The organism is Streptomyces sp. A01 (assembly GCF_059026195.1).
The window spans coordinates 87,998-105,580 of record NZ_JBWLKN010000008.1 but is presented as its reverse complement, the minus strand read 5'-3'; the positions used below and the strand labels follow the sequence as shown (position 1 = coordinate 105,580).

The window sequence follows — 17,583 nt, the reverse complement described above, 5'->3', positions numbered from 1 at the left end:
CGAGCTGGAGACAGCCCCTGTCTCCGACGCGCGGGTCACACCCGGCCGGGGCCGGGTGCCCGGCGCCGCGCGCCCCCTCCGTCCGCCCGCCGGGTCGGCACGCGCGCCCCCGCGCGCGGTGCCCTCGCCCATCGCCGCCCTCTTGTGGCGGTGGTACGGCGGCCCTACGCTGTGGCGCGCCGAACGCTCGCGCGGCAGGCGCGGGGAGAGGAGCGCTCCATGCCGTTACGTGGCCGCCATCGCCGTTATCAGCCCAACCGAGTCTCTCGCGCCTCGCTCAGTGTCACAGCGGGCAGCGCGGGCATGGCCCTCCCGCTCGTCGGCGCCGCCGGGGCCACCGCCGCCCCGCAGGACACCTGGGACAAGGTCGCGCACTGCGAGAGCACCGACAACTGGGACATCAACACCGGCAACGGCTACTACGGCGGGCTCCAGTTCTCGCAGAGCACCTGGCAGGAGTTCGGCGGCACCGCCTACGCGCCGCGCGCCGACCTGGCGACCCGCGAGCAGCAGATCGCCATCGCCGAGAAGGTGCTGAAGGTGCAGGGCCCGGGCGCGTGGCCGAACTGCTCGGCTGGTGCCGGGCTGACCCGGGACAGCGCCGCCCCGCAGGCCCAGTCCGCCCAGGACCGGCCCGCGAAGGCCGACAGCCGCCGCACGAAGGCGCAGGCCGCGCCCACCTCGCTGCCCGGGAGCGGCCCCAAGGCCGGTGCCTATGTCGTCGTGGGCGGTGACTCGCTGTCCACCATCGCGGACAGCCACAACGTGGGCGGCGGGTGGCAGCGGCTGTACGACGCCAACCGGGAGACCATCGGCTCCGACCCCGACCTGATCCTGCCCGGGCAGCGGCTGTCGCTGAGCGGCGGCCGGTCGGCCCCCGTCAAACCGCGGCCCGAGCGCCCTGAGGCGCGGAGCGAGAGCCCGAAGGCGAAAAGCCCGGACAAGGCGAAGGGCGGCAACGGCGAGCAGCGGTCAGCGCCCACCCGGAAACCGGCGCCCAAGCCCGCGCAGAAGCCGGCGAAGAGGGCGGTGCCGATCTCGGGCTTCACCGCGCCCGTCAGCGGCAGCGGCGTGACCACCGGGTACGGCGTCGCGGGGTCCAGCTGGGCCAGCGGCTACCACACGGGTGTCGACTTCCCGGTCTCCATCGGAACCTCGGTGAAGGCGGTCGGCGGTGGCACGGTCGTCTCGGCGGGCTGGGCCGACGCATACGGGTACCAGATCGTGATCCGGCACACGGACGGCAAGTACAGCCAGTACGCCCACCTGTCACAGGTCTCCGTGCGTGCGGGCCAGCCGGTGAGCGGCGGGCAGCTGATCGGCCGGTCCGGCTCCACCGGCAACAGCAGCGGGCCTCACCTGCACTTCGAGATACGCACCGGTCCCGGCTACGGCTCCGACGTCAATCCCCTCGCCTACCTCAGATCACACGGCGTCAGCATCTGAGCGGTTGTCACAGCCGGCGGTTACGTTAGGCCGGTGACGACATACGTGGCGCTGTTGCGCGGCGTCAATGTGGGCCGGCACAACCGGATTCCGATGGCGACCCTGCGGGAGTTGCTGACGGGTCTTGGGTGCGCCGATGTGCGTACCCATCTGCGGAGCGGCAACGCGGTGTTCACCGCTCCCCGGCGGGAAGCCGGGCACGGGGCCCCCACCGGCCCCGACGCGATCGGTGACGCCCTGGAGCGGGCCATCGCCGAGCGGCTGTCGCTGGACGTACGGGTGCTGGTGCGGGACGGCGCCGAGCTGCGCCGGGTCGTCGAGCGCGACCCCTTCCGGGACCCCGGTGTGGACCCGGCCCGGCTCCTGGTCACGTTCCTGTCCGGGCCCGCCGCCCCCGCGCTGCTCGCGGACATCGACCCCGCAGCGTATGCCCCGGACGAGTTCCGCCTGGGCGAGCGCGAGATCTATCTGCACTGCCCGGACGGCGTGCGGAATTCGAAGCTGGCCCAGGTGCTGTCGGACAAGCGGCTCGGCGTGACCGGGACGGCGCGCAACTGGAACACCGTCAGCAAGCTGGCCGAGATGGCCACCGCGGCACAGGAGGCATGACGGTCGCGCCCGCGCCCTCCCTGGGAGCGCGAGGGCGGCGACTCGGGGCCGGCGGGCGGGACCCGGGCCGCTGCCGGGAAACGACGGCGGGGAAATCCGGCTCAGTGGGTCCAGGACTGGTTCTTACGGCCGTTGCAGGACCACTGGATCACCCGGGCGCTGTCCGCCTTGCTCGCGCCCTGCACGTCCACGCATTTCCTGGAATGCGCGGCCTTGAGCGACGAGTGCCGCTTGCTGATGTTGATCCAGAACGACTGGTTGCTTTGCGCGACACACGTGTACTGGTCGATCACCGCGCCCTTGGCCTTGCTCGCACGGCGCACGGTGAGGCACTTCCCGCTGTTCATGTTGCGCAGCGCGTAGGACAGACCTCCGGTGTTCTCCCCATTCCACCGCTGGTTGGCCGCCCCCACGCAGCGGTACTGGTTGACGATGGCGTTGTTCGCCTTGCTGGCCCGGTAGACGGTCAGGCATTCGCCGCTGTTCTTGCTCTTGATGTACTTGACGCTTCCGGCGGCGCCCGGGACCTGCTCGAACGCGAATTGCCGGATTCCGAAGTGACGCTCGGCAACCTACGGCGCCCGCACCCCGGTACAGTCCGCCCCTCGATGGAATTCCGTGCCAACCGAGGCGGTACGAGCGGCTCGCTGCCCACCCTCCGGGGTAGTGCTCAGCGCCGTCTGCGCGGCGAAGCGCCGCGCGCGGAGCCCGCCGTGAGCGCGCCTCGCGCCGAGGGAGCGCGCCCCGCCCCCGGTGGTTCCCGCCGAACCGCCGGGGGCCGGGGGCCGGGGGCGCACTCGGCGTCACTCCCGCGCTTCGGCTTCCGGCACCGCGGCCACGGCGCTGACGATGGCGGCCTCGGCGGCCGCCTTGTCGACGCCGAGGCCGGTCAGCACGCCGGTGCCCGCCTCGAACTCCAGCAGGGCGAGCAGGATGTGCTCGGTTCCGACGGCGGTGTGGTCCAGCCGTAGGGCCTCCCGGAAGGTCAGTTCCAGCACCTTCCGGGACCCGGCGTCATACGGGATGAGCTCGGGGACCTGGTCGGCCGCCGGGGGCAGCACCGCGGTCACGGCCTGCCGGACGGTCTCCAGCGGCACGCCCCGCGCGACGAGCGACGTGGCGGCGAGCGCGTCCGGCTCGCTCAGCAGTCCCAGCACCAGGTGCTCGGGGCGGATCTCGTCGTTCTGCGCGGCGCGGGCCTCGTTCTGCGCGCCCACGACGGCGTTCCTCGCCTCCTCGGTGAACCGGCTGAACCCCTGGCTCGGGTCGAGGTCCGAGGTCTCGCCGGGCTTCTTGGGCACGAACCGCTTCTGAGCCGCCTGCCTGGTGACCCCCATGCTCCTGCCGATGTCCGTCCAGGACGCGCCCGAGCGCCGCGCCTGGTCCACGAAGTGCCCGATCAGGTGGTCGGCCACCTCATCGAGGTGGTCGGCTGCGATGACCGCGCCGGAAAGCTGGTCGAGAGCGTCGGAGTGAACCTTCTTGATGGCCTCGATCAGATCGTCGAGCCGGATGGGGGACGTCATACGGACTTGATTCGCCATGCGTCAACCCTAGGTTGACATTTCCCGATCGTCAACCCGAAGTTGACAGTCGATCTCCCGGCGCCGGCGGCACCTGGTGAGCCCATCTCCAAGGCGGACGTGCGGAGTTCGGCGGCGGTCGGCACGGGGCCGTCACTCAGGCCGACTCCAGCGGGACGTGGACCGGGGCGCGCCGGTGGTCACCCTGTCGCGCGCTCGATCCACGAGATCAGCTCGGCGACCACCTCGTCGCGGTTGGTCTCGTTGAACAGCTCGTGCCGCCCTCCGGGGTAGATGTCGTACGTGATGTCGGTGAGCCCCGCCTTGCGGTAGCGCTCGACCAGCAGGTCACTCAGGGCCAGCCCCTGGTTGAGCGGGTCCTGGTCGCCGACCATGACATACAGGGGCTTGTTCGCGGGGAGGTCCCCGAACTCGACCAGCCTGCTCCGCGCGGCGACGGCCAGCTCCCCCATGGCCTTGTCGTCCAGGAGGAAGCCGCTCAGCGGGTCGGCGAGGTAGAGGTCCACCTGGGCGTCGTCGCGGCTGAGCCAGTCGGCTTCCGTGCGGAGGGGCTCGAACGGGGCGTTGAGGGCGCCCGTGATGTCGGGCCGCACCTCGTCGAGCCAGTCGACGAACCCGTCGACAACGGTGGTCCCGGACAGCACCACCGCGTCGGCGAGGCCGCTGTGGTCCAGCAGGTACTGCTGGACGGCGAACGAGCCGAGGCTGTGGCCGAGCATGACCAGCGGCAGCCCGGGGTGCCGGTCGCGGGCGATGCGCGACAGTTCGGCGATATCCGCCACCAGCAGGTTCCACCCGTCGTCGCCGAGCACCCCGGGACCCGCGTGCGTGGTCAGGCCGTGGCCCCGGTGGTCGTCGGCGTAGACGGCGTGACCCTTGCTGGTCAGCGCCCGTGCGAGCGGTGCGTAGCGGCCGGCGTGTTCGCCCATGCCGTGGGCGATCTGGACGATGCCGCGCGGCGGGCCGTCCGGGAGCCACGTACGTACATGGATCGGCAGGCCGTCCTGACTGGTGAAGGTGAACAACGGTGCCTCCTGTAGAGATTGGCTGTCAGCGATCGGTGACACGAGACCGGGCCTTTCGCCGGCCTCCCTTCCGGGGGAGTGACACGGCGGCGGGGCCGCGCACCCCGCCAAGGACCTGGCAGGACGCGCCGCACGGACAGCGGCCATCGGCGACGACGGCGTCGTCATGCCGGTGTATCCCACAACCCACGGCGACGGCCACCACATCGGCCGCGCCGCGCCGTTCCGGGGCGCCAGCACGCCGACGGTACGCGCGCGCGGAGTCGCCCGGCGCCCTTGGCGGAGACTGGCGAAGAGGCGTCCGACCTTTCGAGCCACACCCCTGATCCCCGTGAGCGGTTCGCCCGCCCGGGCGCGCGCGGAGAGGCATCCGACGCCACCGGCACCCGGCTCACCAGGGCTCGGCCGACCATGATCTAGGCTTACCGAATGATCTTTATTGTCGTGAAATTCCCCGTGAAGCCAGAACACGCCGACGACTGGATGCAGCACGTCGAGGCGTTCACCAACGCCACCCGGGCCGAGCCGGGCAATCTCTGGTTCGAGTGGTCGCGCGGTGTCGAGGACCCGAACACCTACGTCCTCGTCGAGGCGTTCAAGGACGACGCGGCCGAGGCGCATGTGAACTCGGACGACTTCCGTGCGGCGATGGAGACGATGCGCCCCTTGGTGCGCCACACACCGGAGATCGTGAGCACCACGATCGAGGGCGCCACGGGCTGGAGCGCCATGGGAGAACTCACGGTCGACTGACAACGCACCCCCAGGGATCTCTGCGAGGCTTCCGTACCGACAGCCCCGCAGACAGCCCCGCAGACAGCCCCGCTGGCAGCCCTGCCGCCGGCCCCGTGCGGGCTCGTCAGCGCGCCCCGTACACGGGTGGCGGCGGGTCGGCCGCCCCCAGCAGCCGCCGTGCCGTCGCGCCCGCCTCGCGCGGGGTCCAGCGAGCACCCTTGTCAGCGCTGGGGCCTGGGCGCCAGCCCTCCATGACGGTGATGCGGCCCGCCTCGGCCTCGAAGACGCGGCCCGTCACCCCGTCGCTGGCGGCTGAGCCGAGCCAGACGACCAGCGGTGAGACGTTCTCCGGTGCCATCGCGTCGAAGCACCCCTCCGTGGGCGGCGCCATCGCCTCGGCGAAGACCGTTTCCGTCATACGGGTACGGGCGGCCGGGGCGATGGCGTTGACCTGGACGCCGTAGCGGCCGAGTTCGGCGGCCGCGACGAGGGTGAGAGCGAGGATTCCCGCCTTGGCCGCGGAGTAGCCGCCCTGCCCGACGCTTCCCCGCAGTCCCGCGCCCGAGCTGGTGTTGATGACGCGCGCGACCGGCCCGCGGCCCGCCTTGGCTTCGGCGCGCCAGTGGGCGGCGGCATGCCGCAACGGCAAGGCGTGGCCTTTGAGGTGCACCCGGATCACCGCGTCCCAGTCGTCCTCGTCCAGCGTGACGAGCATGCCGTCCCGGAGGAATCCGGCGTTGTTGACCAGGGTGTCCAGGCGGCCGTAGGTGTCCACGGCGGCGGCGATGAGACCGGCGGCGCCGTCGGAGGTGGCGATGTCCCCGCCGTGCGCGATGGCCTCGCCTCCGGCGCGTACGATCTCGGCGGCCACGCGCGCGGCGGGCTCGTCGGCTCCAAGAGCGCCGGACCCGCCCGTCCCGGGAGGCGGGCCTGCCGCCGGGGCCTCCGGCGCGCCGTCCGCGCTCACTCCGAGGTCGTTGACGACGACCCGGGCGCCCTCGGCGGCGAGCGCCAGCGCGTGCGCCCGGCCGAGCCCCCGTCCCGCGCCGGTGACGACGGCGACGCGCCCCGCACATAATCCGGTCATCCCCACTCCCCTGGCTCCCCTGGCTCCTCTGGCTCGGACGGCGCAGCCGACCCGGGTCGGCGCGTGTCGTCCGGTCCGTCCGGGCCGTCCGAATGGGGCGTGGCGTCGCTCAACGCCCCGAGGTACGCCGGGCATTCCCCACCGCCGTCGAGCCGCAGGCTGGCGCCGCTGATGTACGAGGCCAGGGGGGACGCGAGGAAGACGCAGGCGTCGCCGACCTCGGCGGGTTCGGCGAGACGCCCCAGCGGCACGGTCCGTCCGACGGCGGCGACGCCCTCGGCGTCCCCGTAGTGGCGGCTGGACCGTTCGGTGCGGACCATGCCGACGATGAGCGCGTTCACGCGTATCCGGGGCGCCCACTCCACGGCCAGGGAGCGGGCCAGGTTCTCCAGCCCCGCCTTCGCCGCGCCGTAGGCTGCCGCGCCGGGGGACGGCCGGTTGCCGCTGACGCTGCCGATCATCACGATCGACCCGCCGCCGGGCTGCCGCCGCATCACCTCGTACGCGGCGAGACCGGCCGTCACAGATGCGGTGAGGTTCAGTTCGATGACCCGGGCGGCGCGGCGCCGGCCCACGTCGGCGAGCAGGCCAGGCGGGGTGCCGCCCGCGTTGCTGACCAGGATGTCCAGCCGCCCGAACAGGCGGTGGACGCCCGCGAAGAGAGCGTTGACGGCGTCCGGGTCGCAGAGGTCGACAGGCAGATAGCGGGCGGTGCGTCCGCCCGCGGTGAGGGCCAGGTCAGGGGGTCTGCGCGCGCAGACCACGACCTCGGCTCCCGCGGTGAGCAGGGCGCGGGTGATGCCGGCGCCGACGCCCCGGGTGCCCCCGGTGACGACAGCGACGCTGCCCGACAGATCGATGATGACGGCCAAGCGGCACCTCCCGTGACGCGTTCACCGCTGCTACGTTCGCACCTAACAAATGTTTGGTGGAAAGGTAGCTGATCCTGCCATGGGTGTCTCCACTTCCTTCCCCGGCTTCCCCGGTCTCTCCGCCGACGACTGCGGCATCGCCGTCGTCACCGTCGACTTCCCGCCGGTCAACGCCCTCCCGGTGCGCGGCTGGCGTGAGCTGGCCGCCGCCGTGCGCGAGGCGGGCGACCGGCCCGAGGTGCGCTGTGTGGTGCTCACCGCCACCGGGCGCGGCTTCAACGCGGGCGTGGACCTCAAGGAGTTGCAGCGCGCCGAGGACCACCGCGCGCTGCTCGACGTCAACCGGGGCTGCGCGGAGGCGTTCGCCGCGGTGTACGAGTGCGCGGTCCCCGTCGTCGCCGCCGTGCACGGGCACTGCCTCGGTGGTGGCATCGGGCTGGTCGGCAGTGCCGACGCCATCGTGGCGAGCGAGGACGCCACGTTCGCCGTGCCCGAGCTCGACCGGGGAGCGCTCGGCGCGGCGACGCATCTGGCCCGGCTGGTGCCGCAGCACCTGACGCGCGCCCTGTACTACACCTCACGCACGGTCAGCGCGGCGGAGCTGCACCACCACGGCTCGGTGTGGCGCGTCGTCCCGCGCGAACAGCTGCGGGAGGCCGCGCGGGAACTGGCCGCGGAGATCGCCGCCAAGGACGGCTACCTGCTGCGGTTGGCCAAGTCCGCCCTCAACGGCATCGATCCGGTGGACGTGCGGCGCTGCTACCGCTACGAGCAGGGCTTCACCTTCGAGGCCGCCCTCAGCGGCGTCGCCGCCCGCCGCCGTGCCGCCTTCGGCAGCCGGGACCGGCCGGGCGGCGATCCCGGCACGGGCCCGGACGCGCGAGAGCCGGGGGGACAGGCATGAGCCGCGACAAGACGATGACCGCCGACGAGGCGATAGGCCGCCTGGAGAGCGGCATGACGCTCGGCATCGGCGGCTGGGGGTCTCGGCGCAAGCCCATGGCTCTGGTACGCGCGTTGCTGCGATCGCCGCTGACCGACCTGACCGTGGTCTCCTACGGCGGCCCCGACGTGGGGCTGCTCGCCGCCGCGGGAAAGGTCCGTAAGCTGGTCACCGCCTTCGTCACCCTCGACTCGGTCCCGCTGGAGCCGCACTTCCGTGCCGCCAGGGAAGGCGGCGCGCTGGAGCTCACGGAGCTGGACGAGGCGATGGTCATGTGGGGGCTGACGGCCGCCGCGCAGCGATTGCCGTTCCTGCCGACGCGGGCCGGGCTCGGCTCTGACCTCACCCGGATCGACCCGGCGCTGCGGACCGTGACGTCGCCGTACGCGGATGCCGAGGAACTGGTGGCCGTGCCCGCGCTGCGGCTGGACGCCGCCCTCGTACACCTGAGCCGCGCCGACGCGTACGGCAACGGCCAGTACCTGGGCCCCGATCCGTACTTCGACGACCTGTTCTGCTCGGCGGCGGACGCGGCCTACCTCTCGTGCGAGCGGATCGTCGGCGGCGGCCGGCTGCTGGAAGGGCACGCCCCGCAGACCCTGCTGGTCAACCGGTCCCGGGTGGACGGCGTGATCGAGGCACCCGGCGGCGCCCACTTCACCTCCTGCGCCCCTGACTACGACCGCGACGAGGCGTTCCAGCGGGAGTACGTACGGGCCGCCGCCTCACCGGCGGCGTGGGCGGCCTTCGCCGAGCGGTACCTGTCGGGCGGCGAACGCGCGTACCGGACGGCTGTCGCCGCCTTCCGCGGGGAGCCGACATGAGCGGCCCGGCCCCGGGCGGGCGAACCAGCGGTGCGGGCGCGGGCGCCAGGGGCGCGCGGCCGGCGGCGCCGACCCGGGCCGAGTACTGCGCTGTTGCCTGCGCGGAGGCGTGGCGCGGGGACGGCGAGATCCTCGCCAGCCCGATCGGCGTGCTGCCCACCATCGGCGCCCGGCTCGCGAGGCTCACCTTCGCCGCTGATCTGCTGCTCACGGACGGCGAAGCGCTGCTCGTCGGCGAGGTGTCAGCGGTGGGCGCCCCCGCGGAGGCGGTGGAGGGCTGGCTGCCCTACCGGCGGCATCTCGCGCTCGTCGCGGGCGGCCGACGGCACGTCATGATGGGCGCCGCCCAGCTCGACCCGTACGGCAACCAGAACATCTCCCGCGTGGGCGGCGCCGACCGGCCGCTGCGGCAGTTGCTCGGCGTTCGCGGAGCGCCCGCCAACACCGTGAACCACACGTCGAGTTACTGGATTCCCCGGCATTCCCCGCGCGTGTTCACGCCACGGGTGGACATGGTGTGCGGCGTCGGCTACGACCGGGCCGCCGCCGCTGGGCCCTCGGCAGCCCGCTACCACGAGCTTCGCCGCGTCGTCAGCGACCTCGGCGTCTTCGACTTCGCCACCCCCGGCCACACGATGCGGCTGTGCTCACTGCACCCGGGCGTGACCCTGACACAGGTCGTCGAGGCGACGGGCTTTCCGCTGGCGCTGCCCAGCACCGTCCCGTACACCCGCGAGCCGACGAGGACGGAGCTGCGGCTGATCCGGGAGGTCATCGACCCGCGTGGGCTGCGGGACCGGGAGGTACGGGCGTGACGGGGCCACCCGGGCCGCCGCCGTCACCGGACCCGGCGCCGCTGCCGACCGCGCTGACGCGGCTGGCCGGGGTGCGGTATCCGGTCGTGCAGACGGGCATGGGCTGGGTGGCCGGGCCGCGTCTGGTGTCGGCCACCGCCAACGCGGGCGCCCTGGGCCTGCTGGCCTCGGCGACCATGAGCGTCCCCCAGCTGCGGGCCGCCGTACGGGAGGTGCGGGCGCGTACCGACGCCCCGTTCGGCGTCAATCTGAGGGCCGACGCGGGCGACGCCCCCGAACGCGTGCGGCTGATCATCGAAGAGGGAGTGCGCGTCGCCTCCTTCGCCCTCGCTCCCTCCCGGGCGCTGATGGCCGAGCTGAAGGACGCGGGTGTCGTCGTCATCCCGACCGTGGGAGCCAGGCGGCACGCGGAGAAGGCCGCCGGGTGGGGCGCGGACGCGGTGCTCGTGCAGGGCGGCGAGGGCGGCGGGCATACGGGCGAGGTCGCCACGACCGTACTGCTGCCGGAGGTGGTGGACGCGGTCGACATCCCCGTCATCGCGGCGGGCGGCTTCTTCGACGGGCGCGGCCTGGTCGCCGCGCTCGCCTACGGCGCCGCCGGGGTCGCCATGGGCACCCGCTTCCTGCTGACCTCCGACAGCACGGTCCCCGACGCGGTGAAGGCCAGATACCTGGCGGCGGCGGCCAGGGACGCCGTGGTCACCACCGAGATCGACGGGCTCCCGCACCGGATGCTGCGGACGGAGCTCGTCGGCTTCCTCGAACGGTCCAGCCGTGCGGCGCGGCTCGTACGGGCGCTGAGGCAGGCGAACGCCTTCGCCTCGGAGTCCGGCATGGGCTGGCCCCGGATGATCAGCGACGGGCTGGCGATGCGGCGGCGCCGCGACCTGACATGGAGCCAGGTCCTGCTGGCCGCCAACGCCCCCATGCTGCTGAAGGCTTCCCTGGTCGATGGCCGCACCGACCGGGGCGTGATGGCGTCCGGCCAGGTCACCGGGGTCATCGACGACCTGCCGTCGTGCGCGGAACTCGTCGGGCGCGTCATGTCCCAGGCCTACGAGGTCCTGGACGGGCTGCCGCGCCCGGAAGCCCCACCGCGTCCGTACCCGTCCTGAGCCCGCCGGACCGGCCACCCGCCACTGGCCGGGGCCGCGGGCCGTGCCGTACGGGCGTGGCCGCCGGGCGCTCAGCGGGGGCCGTGAGCGCGGGTCGCCACCGGACGTACGGTGTCATGTGCCGACGAGCGCCGGACGTACGGTGACGCGCGCGGGCGCGCGGAAGGACGTACGGCGGCGTGCTGACGAGTGAGGAAGAGACATGAGCGAGGCAGCCGAAGAGACAGCCCGTGCCCTGTGGCCGCTGGTGGAGACCGTCCACGCGGTCAGCTACTTCGCCCCCGACGCGCTTGCCGCCTTCCAGGAGGCGGGCCTGAAGGGCTTCTGGCGAGGGTACTTCGCGGGCCGTGCCGCGCCGCTCGGCCCGGTCGGCCCTGAGCCGGTCACCGCCGCCTTCTTCAGCTTCGCCCCGGGGATGGTCGCCCGGGCCGTACCCGAGGTGTGGAGGGCGGCCCCGCCCGAGCGGGCGCTGGAGGCGCGGCGCGCCGGGGCGGGCGCGGCGCTGCGGCGGCTGCTGGCCGGTCAGGAGGCCGGAGTGGAACGGGCGGCGGCGGCCCTTGGCGAGCTGACCGCCGGGCTTGACTGCGCGGGCCGGGTGCTCGCCGCCGCCAACGCCCGGCTCACCGGGCCGGAGGCGCCCGTCGACCGGCTGTGGCACACGACGACGCTGCTGCGCGAGCACCGGGGCGACGGCCATGTAGCGGCCCTCGTCGCCGCCGGACTCGACGGCTGCGAGGTGCTGGTGCTCCGTGCGGGCATCGATCTGCCGCGCGAGGAGCTTCAGCCGCACCGGGGATGGACGGACGCCGAGTGGGACGCCGCGCACGAGCGGCTGGCCGAGCGCGGGCTGCTCGCGGCGGACGCCGCCGCCACGGACGCGGGCCGGGATCTGATGCGCGAGGTCGAGCAAGCGACCGACCGGGCGGCGCGCCGCCCCTGGCAGGGCATCGGCGCCGGCGGACGCGAGCGGCTGACCGCGCTGTTGACGCCGCTGGCCCGGGCCTGCGCACCGGCGCTGCGGTTCCCCAACCCGATCGGTCTCCCCGCGCTCGCCGACGCTCCGGCGTAACGGCCCGAAGACGGGGCGACGGGGCAGCCGTGGCTCCGGGGCACACCGGGGACGGTGGGCACGGGGCGGGGTTGAGCATGGGCGGTGAGCGGCGAGTTCCGGACGTTGCGGCGCTTTCCGCGCGCACGCGGGGCACGCGGGCGCCAGGGTGAAGGGCGCCTGCCAGCAAGCCCGGCGGAAGCCCGCGACGACGCGGGGCGCCGGGCACAAGCGAAGGGATCACCGCACGTGCCGACCTTCAAGCCCCGCGTGAAGCACCGGCTGCGCCTCGCCGCCATCGGGACCGCCGTCGCTCTCGCGGTGGGGGCGCCCACCGCGTACGCCACCCTGGACACCGACTCCCCCGCGCCCGCCTCCACCACCACCAAGCGCGGCAAGGCGTACATCGAGACACGCCTGTTCTTCGGCACCGAGCGCCCGGACGGCGGGCCGCCGGTGACGGACAAGCAGTTCCTCACCTTCGTGGACCGCAAGGTCACACCCGCGTTCCCGAGCGGGCTCACCATCCAGGACGGCCGTGGCCAGTGGCGTGACCAGAACGGCACCATCGAGCGCGAACGCTCCTACGAGCTGATCCTGCTGTACCCGCGCTCCGAGGCCAAGATCCACGACGGCGACATCGAGCGCATCCGCGACGCGTACGAGAAGGCGTACGCGCAGGAGTCCGTGGCCCGTGCGGACGAGCCGACCTGGGTGGACTTCTGAGAACGAGGCCGGGGGCGGGGACGGGACGAGAACGGCGCCACGGTGAGGGTGAGTCGCGCGGGCGCGCGTCAGGCGAGCGGCGGACAGGCCGCAGGGCCGGTCAGGCGGCGCCCGTTCGCGTCGCGGTGACCACCACCGTGGCGTAGCGCATCGTGAAGCTGCCTCCCATCGCGTCGACGGCGGCGCCGACGCCGGCCAGCACCTCCTCCAGCCTGCCCGGCGGGAGCTGGGTGTGGCCTCCGGTCGTGGGCAGTTGGTCCAGCCACTCGTCGCGGGTGTAGATCCGCTCCCAGTCGAATCGCCACTGCTCCGGCTCGCTGAACGCGCCCGCCTCCCGGATGCCGTCGGCTGCCCTGGTGCTCAGCGCCGAGTACCCGTCCGAGCTGGTCGTCCACTGCCGGGAAGCCAGCGAGTCGGGCATCACCCGGCGGTAGACCGAGGCGAAGGACTCGGCCAAGTCGGGTGAAGGCCTGCCCGCGTTCCAGAACACCGCCAGCCGGCCACCGGGCCGCAGCGCCTCGGCCGCCTTCGCGGCTCCCGCGACCGGGTCGACCCAGTGCCAGGTCTGCCCGGAGACGACGGCGTCGAACGCCCGCCCTGCCGGGTCCCAGGCTTCGAACGCCGCCACCTCGACCGCGAGCCCGCGCTGCCGCGTCCACTCGGCCATCCGCGCGTCGGCCTCGACCCCGAGCACGCTGCGGCCGGCCGCCTGGAACTGCCGGGCCGCGATGCCGGTTCCGATGCCGACGTCGAGAAAGTCGGGCCCGGGGCTCCCGGCGACGATCCGCTCCACCATCGCGTCGGGATAGCGCGGCCTGGCCCGGTCGTAGCGTTCGGGGTCAGACCCGAACGACTCGGCTATCTGTCGGGCTCGATGGGGCTCGGATTCGGCGAGACGTGCGCGCTCCGGCGGTATAGTGGGCATGTGCCCACTATAAGTGGGCACATGCCCACTCGTCGACCGGGTGGGGCCGGTCGAGGCAGGAGGAACCACGGTGCCGACGGGCGTAGCCATCCGCGACGCGTGCGAGCAGCTGTTCGACGCCGCCGAGCGCGTCCTGCTCCGGGACGGGCCGAGCGCGCTGACCAGCCGAGCGGTCACCGCGGAGGCAGGCTGCGCCAAGGGGGTCCTGCACCGGCACTTCGCCGACTTCGACGCCTTCCTCGCCGAGCTCGTGCTGGACCGCGTCGCCCGGATCGACCACCAGGCCGCCGCCCTGCGCGGCGCCGCCGGGACCGGCACCGTCGCCGGTCACCTCGCCGGTGCGCTGACGGACCTGTTCGGGTCGGTCGCCGTGGCGATCGTCGGCCTCGTCACCTCCCGGGATGACCTGCGCGCCCGGCTGCGCCAGGCCAGACCGACCGGCGTCCCGGTCCTGACGGAAGCCGCGGCCATGATCGCCTCCTACCTCGCCGCCGAGCGGGAACTGGGCCGCGTCGCGCCCGACGCCGATGTCGACACTCTCGCTCCCACGCTGATCGGGGCCGCGCACATGCTGTTCGCCGACCGGAAAGGCACCCCGCCGGAGGCTGAAGCTGTCCACAAGGTCGTGACCACGGTCATCGCCGGCGTCACGCGGGAACCGCCACGCTGAAGGGGTGTGCGGGCGGAAGCCGTCACACTTCCGTCCGCACGATTCCAGGATCGCTCGCCCGGTGCCACCGAGCGAGCGCTCGCGCCCCGCTGCCTGATGGGCGTTGACGGGGTCGGCGGCCTCGATCCCGCGTTCCGGCCCCGGGCCCGTCGCCGAGGGCCGTCGTCCGTCTCCCCGACGGGAAGGGTGGCCGCCCGTCGCCTGCCACGGCGCCGCCGACGGCGGCGAGGTGGCCCGGCTGGCCGACTACGCGCGCGACGCGCGCGCGGACCACTCAGTCCTGGCGAGGCCCGGCCGCGGGCGGCGCCGTTGGCGCGGAGCGGCCCGCTCACAGCCGTTCGATGATGGTGACGTTCGCCTGGCCGCCCCCCTCGCACATCGTCTGGAGGCCGAACCGCCCTCCGGTGCGCTCCAGTTCGTGCAGCAAGGTGGTCATCAGCCGGGTGCCGGTCGCCCCCAGGGGGTGGCCCAGGGCGATGGCCCCGCCGTTCACGTTCACCGTGCCGGGGTCGGCGCCGGTCTCCTTCAGCCAGGCGAGGACGACGGGCGCGAACGCCTCGTTGATCTCCACCAGGTCGATGTCGTCCATCGTCATGCCCGCCGCGCGCAGGGCGTGGGCGGTGGCCGGGATGGGCGCGCTCAGCATCGTGATGGGATCGGCGCCGCGCACCGACAGATGGTGGACGCGGGCGCGCGGGGTCAGCCCGTGGTCGCGTACGGCGCGCTCGCTCGCGACCAGCACGGCTGACGCGGCGTCGGAGAGCTGCGAGGAGAGGGCGGCGGTCAGCCGCCCGCCGTCGGCGAGGGGGCGCAGTGCGGCCATCATCTCCAGGGAGGTGTCGCGGCGCGGCCCTTCGTCGGCCGTCACCTCCCCGTACGGCACCAGTTCGCGGTCGAAGCGGCCCTCGTCGATGGCCCGCACCGCGCGCTGGTGGGAGCGCAGCGCGAACTCCTCCATGGCGGTGCGCGTGATGTCCCACTTTCCGGCGATGAGCTCGGCGCCGTGGAACTGGGAGACGGGCTGGTCCCCGTAGCGTGCCCGCCAGCCCAGCGAACCGGCGAAGGGGCCACCGGTCAGACCGAGGGGTTCGGCGGCCCGGCCGCTGGCGTAGCCGATGGGCACCTGCGACATGCTCTGCGTGCCGCCCGCCACGACCAGGTCCTGCGTTCCGGACAGGATGCCCTGCGCGGCGAAGTGCAGGGCCTGCTGGGAGGAGCCGCACTGCCGGTCGATGGTCACGCCGGGCACGTGGTCGGGCAGTCCGGCGGCCAGCCAGCTGGTGCGGGCGATGTCACCGGCCTGCGGGCCGACGGTGTCCAGGCAGCCGAAGACGACGTCGTCCACGGCGGCCGGGTCGGCGCCCGAACGGTCCATCAGCGCCGTCAGCACCCGGGCGCCGAGGTCGGCGGGGTGGACGGCGGACAGCCCGCCGCCGCGCCTGCCGACGGGCGTCCGCACCGCTTCCACGAGGTATGCCTCCGCCATGGCCACTCCTTTCGTCGTGCCCGTCATGTGGCCGGCCGGGATGCCGCGTGGACTCCCCTCCGGCCCCGCCGGGCGTCATTCACGTACGGCGACCCCGTCGAGCACCATCGTCAGGTACTGGCGGGCGATCTCCTCCGGGCTGTGCTGTCCGCCCGGCCGGTACCAGGACGCCGCGACCCAGACGGTGTCGCGTACGAAGCGGTAGGTCAGCCGGATGTCGAGGTCGGCGCGGAAGGCGTGTTCGGCCACTCCGCGCTCCAGGGTGCCGAGCCAGGCACGTTCGAACTCGCGCTGCGACGCGGCCAGGTAGCCGAAGCGCGGCTGGCTCGCCAGATGCCTGGCTTCCCGCTGGTAGATCGCGACAGCGGCGCGGTGCCGGTCGATCTCCCGGAACGACTCGGTGACCAGCGCTTCGATGGTCTGCCTGGGCCCGTACCCGGCGGCGAGCACCGCGTCGTAACCGGCCCACAGCTCGTCCAGGAACGTGGAGAGGATCTCGTCGAGGATCGATTCCTTGGAGTCGAAGTGGTAGTAGAGGCTTCCGGCCAGCAAGCCCGCCGCGTCCGCGATCTGCCGCACGGTGGTGGCGTTGTACCCCTGCTCGGCGAACACGTCCGCCGCCGTGCTGAGCAGTTCGCGACGGCGCTCGGCGGCCGGGCTCACCGATGCCTCGCGCTGCCCGGACCCGCCACCGGCCCTGGCTCTCGTACGGGTGGCGGCCGGGCCGGTGGTCTTCTTGGCGGCCGGGGCGGCGGTCTTCTTGGGCACCGGGCCGCCGCTGGTCGGGGTGCTGGGTGTCGCGCTGGTCTCGCTGGTCTTCGGCACCCGGCCATTGTCGCCTCACGCGCGCTGGCTGCTGACGGACACCGTCTCGCCGGTCATGTACGAGGCGTAGTCGCTGGCCAGGAAGACGATGACGTTGGCGACCTCCCACGGCTGGGCGGAGCGGCCGAACGCCTCGCGCCCGGTGAGCTGTTCGAGGAGGTCCGCGCTGGTGACCTTCGCGAGGTGCGGGTGCGTGGCCAGGCTGGGTGAGACGGCGTTGATCCGTACTCCGTACGCGGCGGCCTCGATCGCGGCGCAGCGGGTGAGCGCCATGACGCCCGCTTTCGCCGCCGCGTAGTGGGCCTGGCCGCGCTGTGCGCGCCAGCCCGCCACCGAGGCGTTGTTGACGATGGCTCCGCCGCCGCTGGTGTCCCTCATCCGGCGCAGCGCGGCGCGGGTGCAGCGGAAGGTGCCGGTCAGGGTCGTGCCGATGACCTGCTCCCACTGGGTGTCGGTCATGTCGGCCAGTTCGGCGGTGCCGCCGAGACCGGCGTTGTTGACGAGGATGTCGAGCGGGCCGTGCCGCCGTTCGGCGAGGGCGAGGAGGTCGGCGATCTGCTGTTCGTCGGTGACGTCGCAGGGCAGTCCGGCGACGCTGGAAGCGCCGAATTCGGCGGCGAGGGCGTCCACGGTCTGTGTGAGGCGGCGGGCGTGCCGGTCGCCGAGGACGACCTGAGCGCCTTCTTCCAGGAAGCGCCGCGCGGTGGCGCCGCCGATGCCCGTGCCCGCCGCCGCGGTGATGACGGCGCTGCGGTGGGCGAGCAGGCCATGGCCCGGCACGTAGCCGGGCGGAGGGAGTGCGGGCGTCATGCGCGGGGCCTTCCTCGGGCGGCTGCCGACGGCCTTCTCGGTCTCTCGACTCGTGACGCACCGCAGGCTAATCTACCA

The 17,583-nt window shown here is 73.5% G+C and carries 19 protein-coding genes; 10 read left to right on the top strand and 9 right to left on the bottom strand.

Translation table 11 applies throughout. The features are described from left to right. The first annotated feature begins 219 nt into the window (after positions 1–219). A complete protein-coding gene (locus AC5P1B_RS13090) occupies positions 220–1,446 on the top strand; it encodes a transglycosylase family protein (RefSeq protein ID WP_493887135.1) in 1,227 nt (408 codons plus the stop codon). 33 nt (positions 1,447–1,479) lie between these two features. After that, positions 1,480–2,055 carry a DUF1697 domain-containing protein gene (locus tag AC5P1B_RS13085; RefSeq protein ID WP_493887133.1) on the top strand — a complete coding sequence of 192 codons (576 nt, stop codon included), beginning with the start codon at positions 1,480–1,482 and terminating at the stop codon, positions 2,053–2,055. A gap of 101 nt (positions 2,056–2,156) precedes the next feature. Here the strand turns inward: AC5P1B_RS13085 and AC5P1B_RS13080 are convergent, their stop codons facing one another. From AC5P1B_RS13080 to AC5P1B_RS13070, 3 genes are all read right to left on the bottom strand, one after another. After that, entirely contained in the window at positions 2,157–2,552 is a 396-nt protein-coding gene (locus tag AC5P1B_RS13080) for an RICIN domain-containing protein (protein WP_493887355.1), read from the bottom strand. Positions 2,553–2,858: 306 nt separating this feature from the next. Continuing rightward, a complete protein-coding gene (locus tag AC5P1B_RS13075) occupies positions 2,859–3,599 on the bottom strand; it encodes a Clp protease N-terminal domain-containing protein (protein ID WP_493887131.1) in 741 nt (246 codons plus the stop codon). A 179-nt stretch (positions 3,600–3,778) separates the two neighbouring features. Further along, positions 3,779–4,624: an alpha/beta fold hydrolase gene (locus tag AC5P1B_RS13070; RefSeq protein ID WP_493887129.1), complete on the bottom strand. Its 846-nt coding sequence runs from the start codon at positions 4,622–4,624 to the stop codon at positions 3,779–3,781. Between the two features lie 429 nt (positions 4,625–5,053). Between AC5P1B_RS13070 and AC5P1B_RS13065 the strand changes: the two genes are divergently transcribed. Further along, positions 5,054–5,377, top strand: coding sequence for a putative quinol monooxygenase (locus tag AC5P1B_RS13065; protein WP_493887127.1), 324 nt, complete (start codon positions 5,054–5,056; stop codon positions 5,375–5,377). 106 nt (positions 5,378–5,483) lie between these two features. Here AC5P1B_RS13065 and AC5P1B_RS13060 read toward each other — a convergent pair whose 3' ends face one another. Then, positions 5,484–6,446, bottom strand: coding sequence for an SDR family oxidoreductase (locus tag AC5P1B_RS13060; protein WP_493887126.1), 963 nt, complete (start codon positions 6,444–6,446; stop codon positions 5,484–5,486). Further along, entirely contained in the window at positions 6,443–7,318 is an 876-nt protein-coding gene (locus AC5P1B_RS13055) for an SDR family oxidoreductase (protein ID WP_493887124.1), read from the bottom strand. The genes AC5P1B_RS13060 and AC5P1B_RS13055 overlap by 4 nt, the downstream gene beginning before the upstream one ends. A 79-nt stretch (positions 7,319–7,397) precedes the next feature. On the opposite strand from AC5P1B_RS13055, the gene AC5P1B_RS13050 reads away from it, so the two are divergent. From AC5P1B_RS13050 to AC5P1B_RS13025, 6 genes are all read left to right on the top strand, one after another. Continuing rightward, complete coding sequence (locus AC5P1B_RS13050; RefSeq protein ID WP_493887122.1) at positions 7,398–8,222, top strand: enoyl-CoA hydratase family protein; 825 nt, start codon at positions 7,398–7,400, stop codon at positions 8,220–8,222. Then, entirely contained in the window at positions 8,219–9,085 is an 867-nt protein-coding gene (locus AC5P1B_RS13045) for a CoA transferase subunit A (RefSeq protein WP_493887120.1), read from the top strand. Before AC5P1B_RS13050 ends, AC5P1B_RS13045 begins: the two co-directional genes overlap by 4 nt. After that, complete coding sequence (locus tag AC5P1B_RS13040) at positions 9,082–9,900, top strand: CoA-transferase subunit beta (RefSeq protein WP_493887119.1); 819 nt, start codon at positions 9,082–9,084, stop codon at positions 9,898–9,900. The genes AC5P1B_RS13045 and AC5P1B_RS13040 overlap by 4 nt, the downstream gene beginning before the upstream one ends. A gap of 41 nt (positions 9,901–9,941) precedes the next feature. Then, entirely contained in the window at positions 9,942–11,015 is a 1,074-nt protein-coding gene (locus AC5P1B_RS13035) for an NAD(P)H-dependent flavin oxidoreductase (RefSeq protein ID WP_493887353.1), read from the top strand. Between the two features lie 202 nt (positions 11,016–11,217). Beyond that, on the top strand, positions 11,218–12,084 hold the full coding sequence (locus AC5P1B_RS13030; RefSeq protein ID WP_493887118.1) for an SCO6745 family protein: 867 nt from the start codon (positions 11,218–11,220) through the stop codon (positions 12,082–12,084). A 228-nt stretch (positions 12,085–12,312) separates the two neighbouring features. Further along, positions 12,313–12,789 carry a DUF3574 domain-containing protein gene (locus tag AC5P1B_RS13025; RefSeq protein WP_493887117.1) on the top strand — a complete coding sequence of 159 codons (477 nt, stop codon included), beginning with the start codon at positions 12,313–12,315 and terminating at the stop codon, positions 12,787–12,789. A gap of 100 nt (positions 12,790–12,889) precedes the next feature. On the opposite strand, the gene AC5P1B_RS13020 is transcribed toward AC5P1B_RS13025, so the two are convergent. After that, positions 12,890–13,714, bottom strand: a complete 825-nt coding sequence (locus AC5P1B_RS13020) for a class I SAM-dependent methyltransferase (RefSeq protein WP_493887116.1) — start codon at positions 13,712–13,714, stop codon at positions 12,890–12,892. 70 nt (positions 13,715–13,784) lie between these two features. Here AC5P1B_RS13020 and AC5P1B_RS13015 point away from each other — a divergent pair, with 70 nt between their 5' ends. After that, positions 13,785–14,384 carry a TetR/AcrR family transcriptional regulator gene (locus tag AC5P1B_RS13015; RefSeq protein ID WP_493887115.1) on the top strand — a complete coding sequence of 200 codons (600 nt, stop codon included), beginning with the start codon at positions 13,785–13,787 and terminating at the stop codon, positions 14,382–14,384. Between the two features lie 328 nt (positions 14,385–14,712). Here AC5P1B_RS13015 and AC5P1B_RS13010 read toward each other — a convergent pair whose 3' ends face one another. From AC5P1B_RS13010 to AC5P1B_RS13000, 3 genes are all read right to left on the bottom strand, one after another. Beyond that, on the bottom strand, positions 14,713–15,870 hold the full coding sequence (locus AC5P1B_RS13010; protein WP_493887113.1) for an acetyl-CoA C-acetyltransferase: 1,158 nt from the start codon (positions 15,868–15,870) through the stop codon (positions 14,713–14,715). Positions 15,871–15,945: 75 nt separating this feature from the next. Next, entirely contained in the window at positions 15,946–16,533 is a 588-nt protein-coding gene (locus AC5P1B_RS13005) for a TetR/AcrR family transcriptional regulator (RefSeq protein WP_493887351.1), read from the bottom strand. Between the two features lie 177 nt (positions 16,534–16,710). After that, the gene (locus AC5P1B_RS13000) at positions 16,711–17,505 is read right to left on the bottom strand and encodes an SDR family oxidoreductase (protein ID WP_493887112.1); all 795 of its coding nucleotides are present in this window, start codon (positions 17,503–17,505) and stop codon (positions 16,711–16,713) included. Between the last annotated feature and the right edge of the window lie 78 nt (positions 17,506–17,583).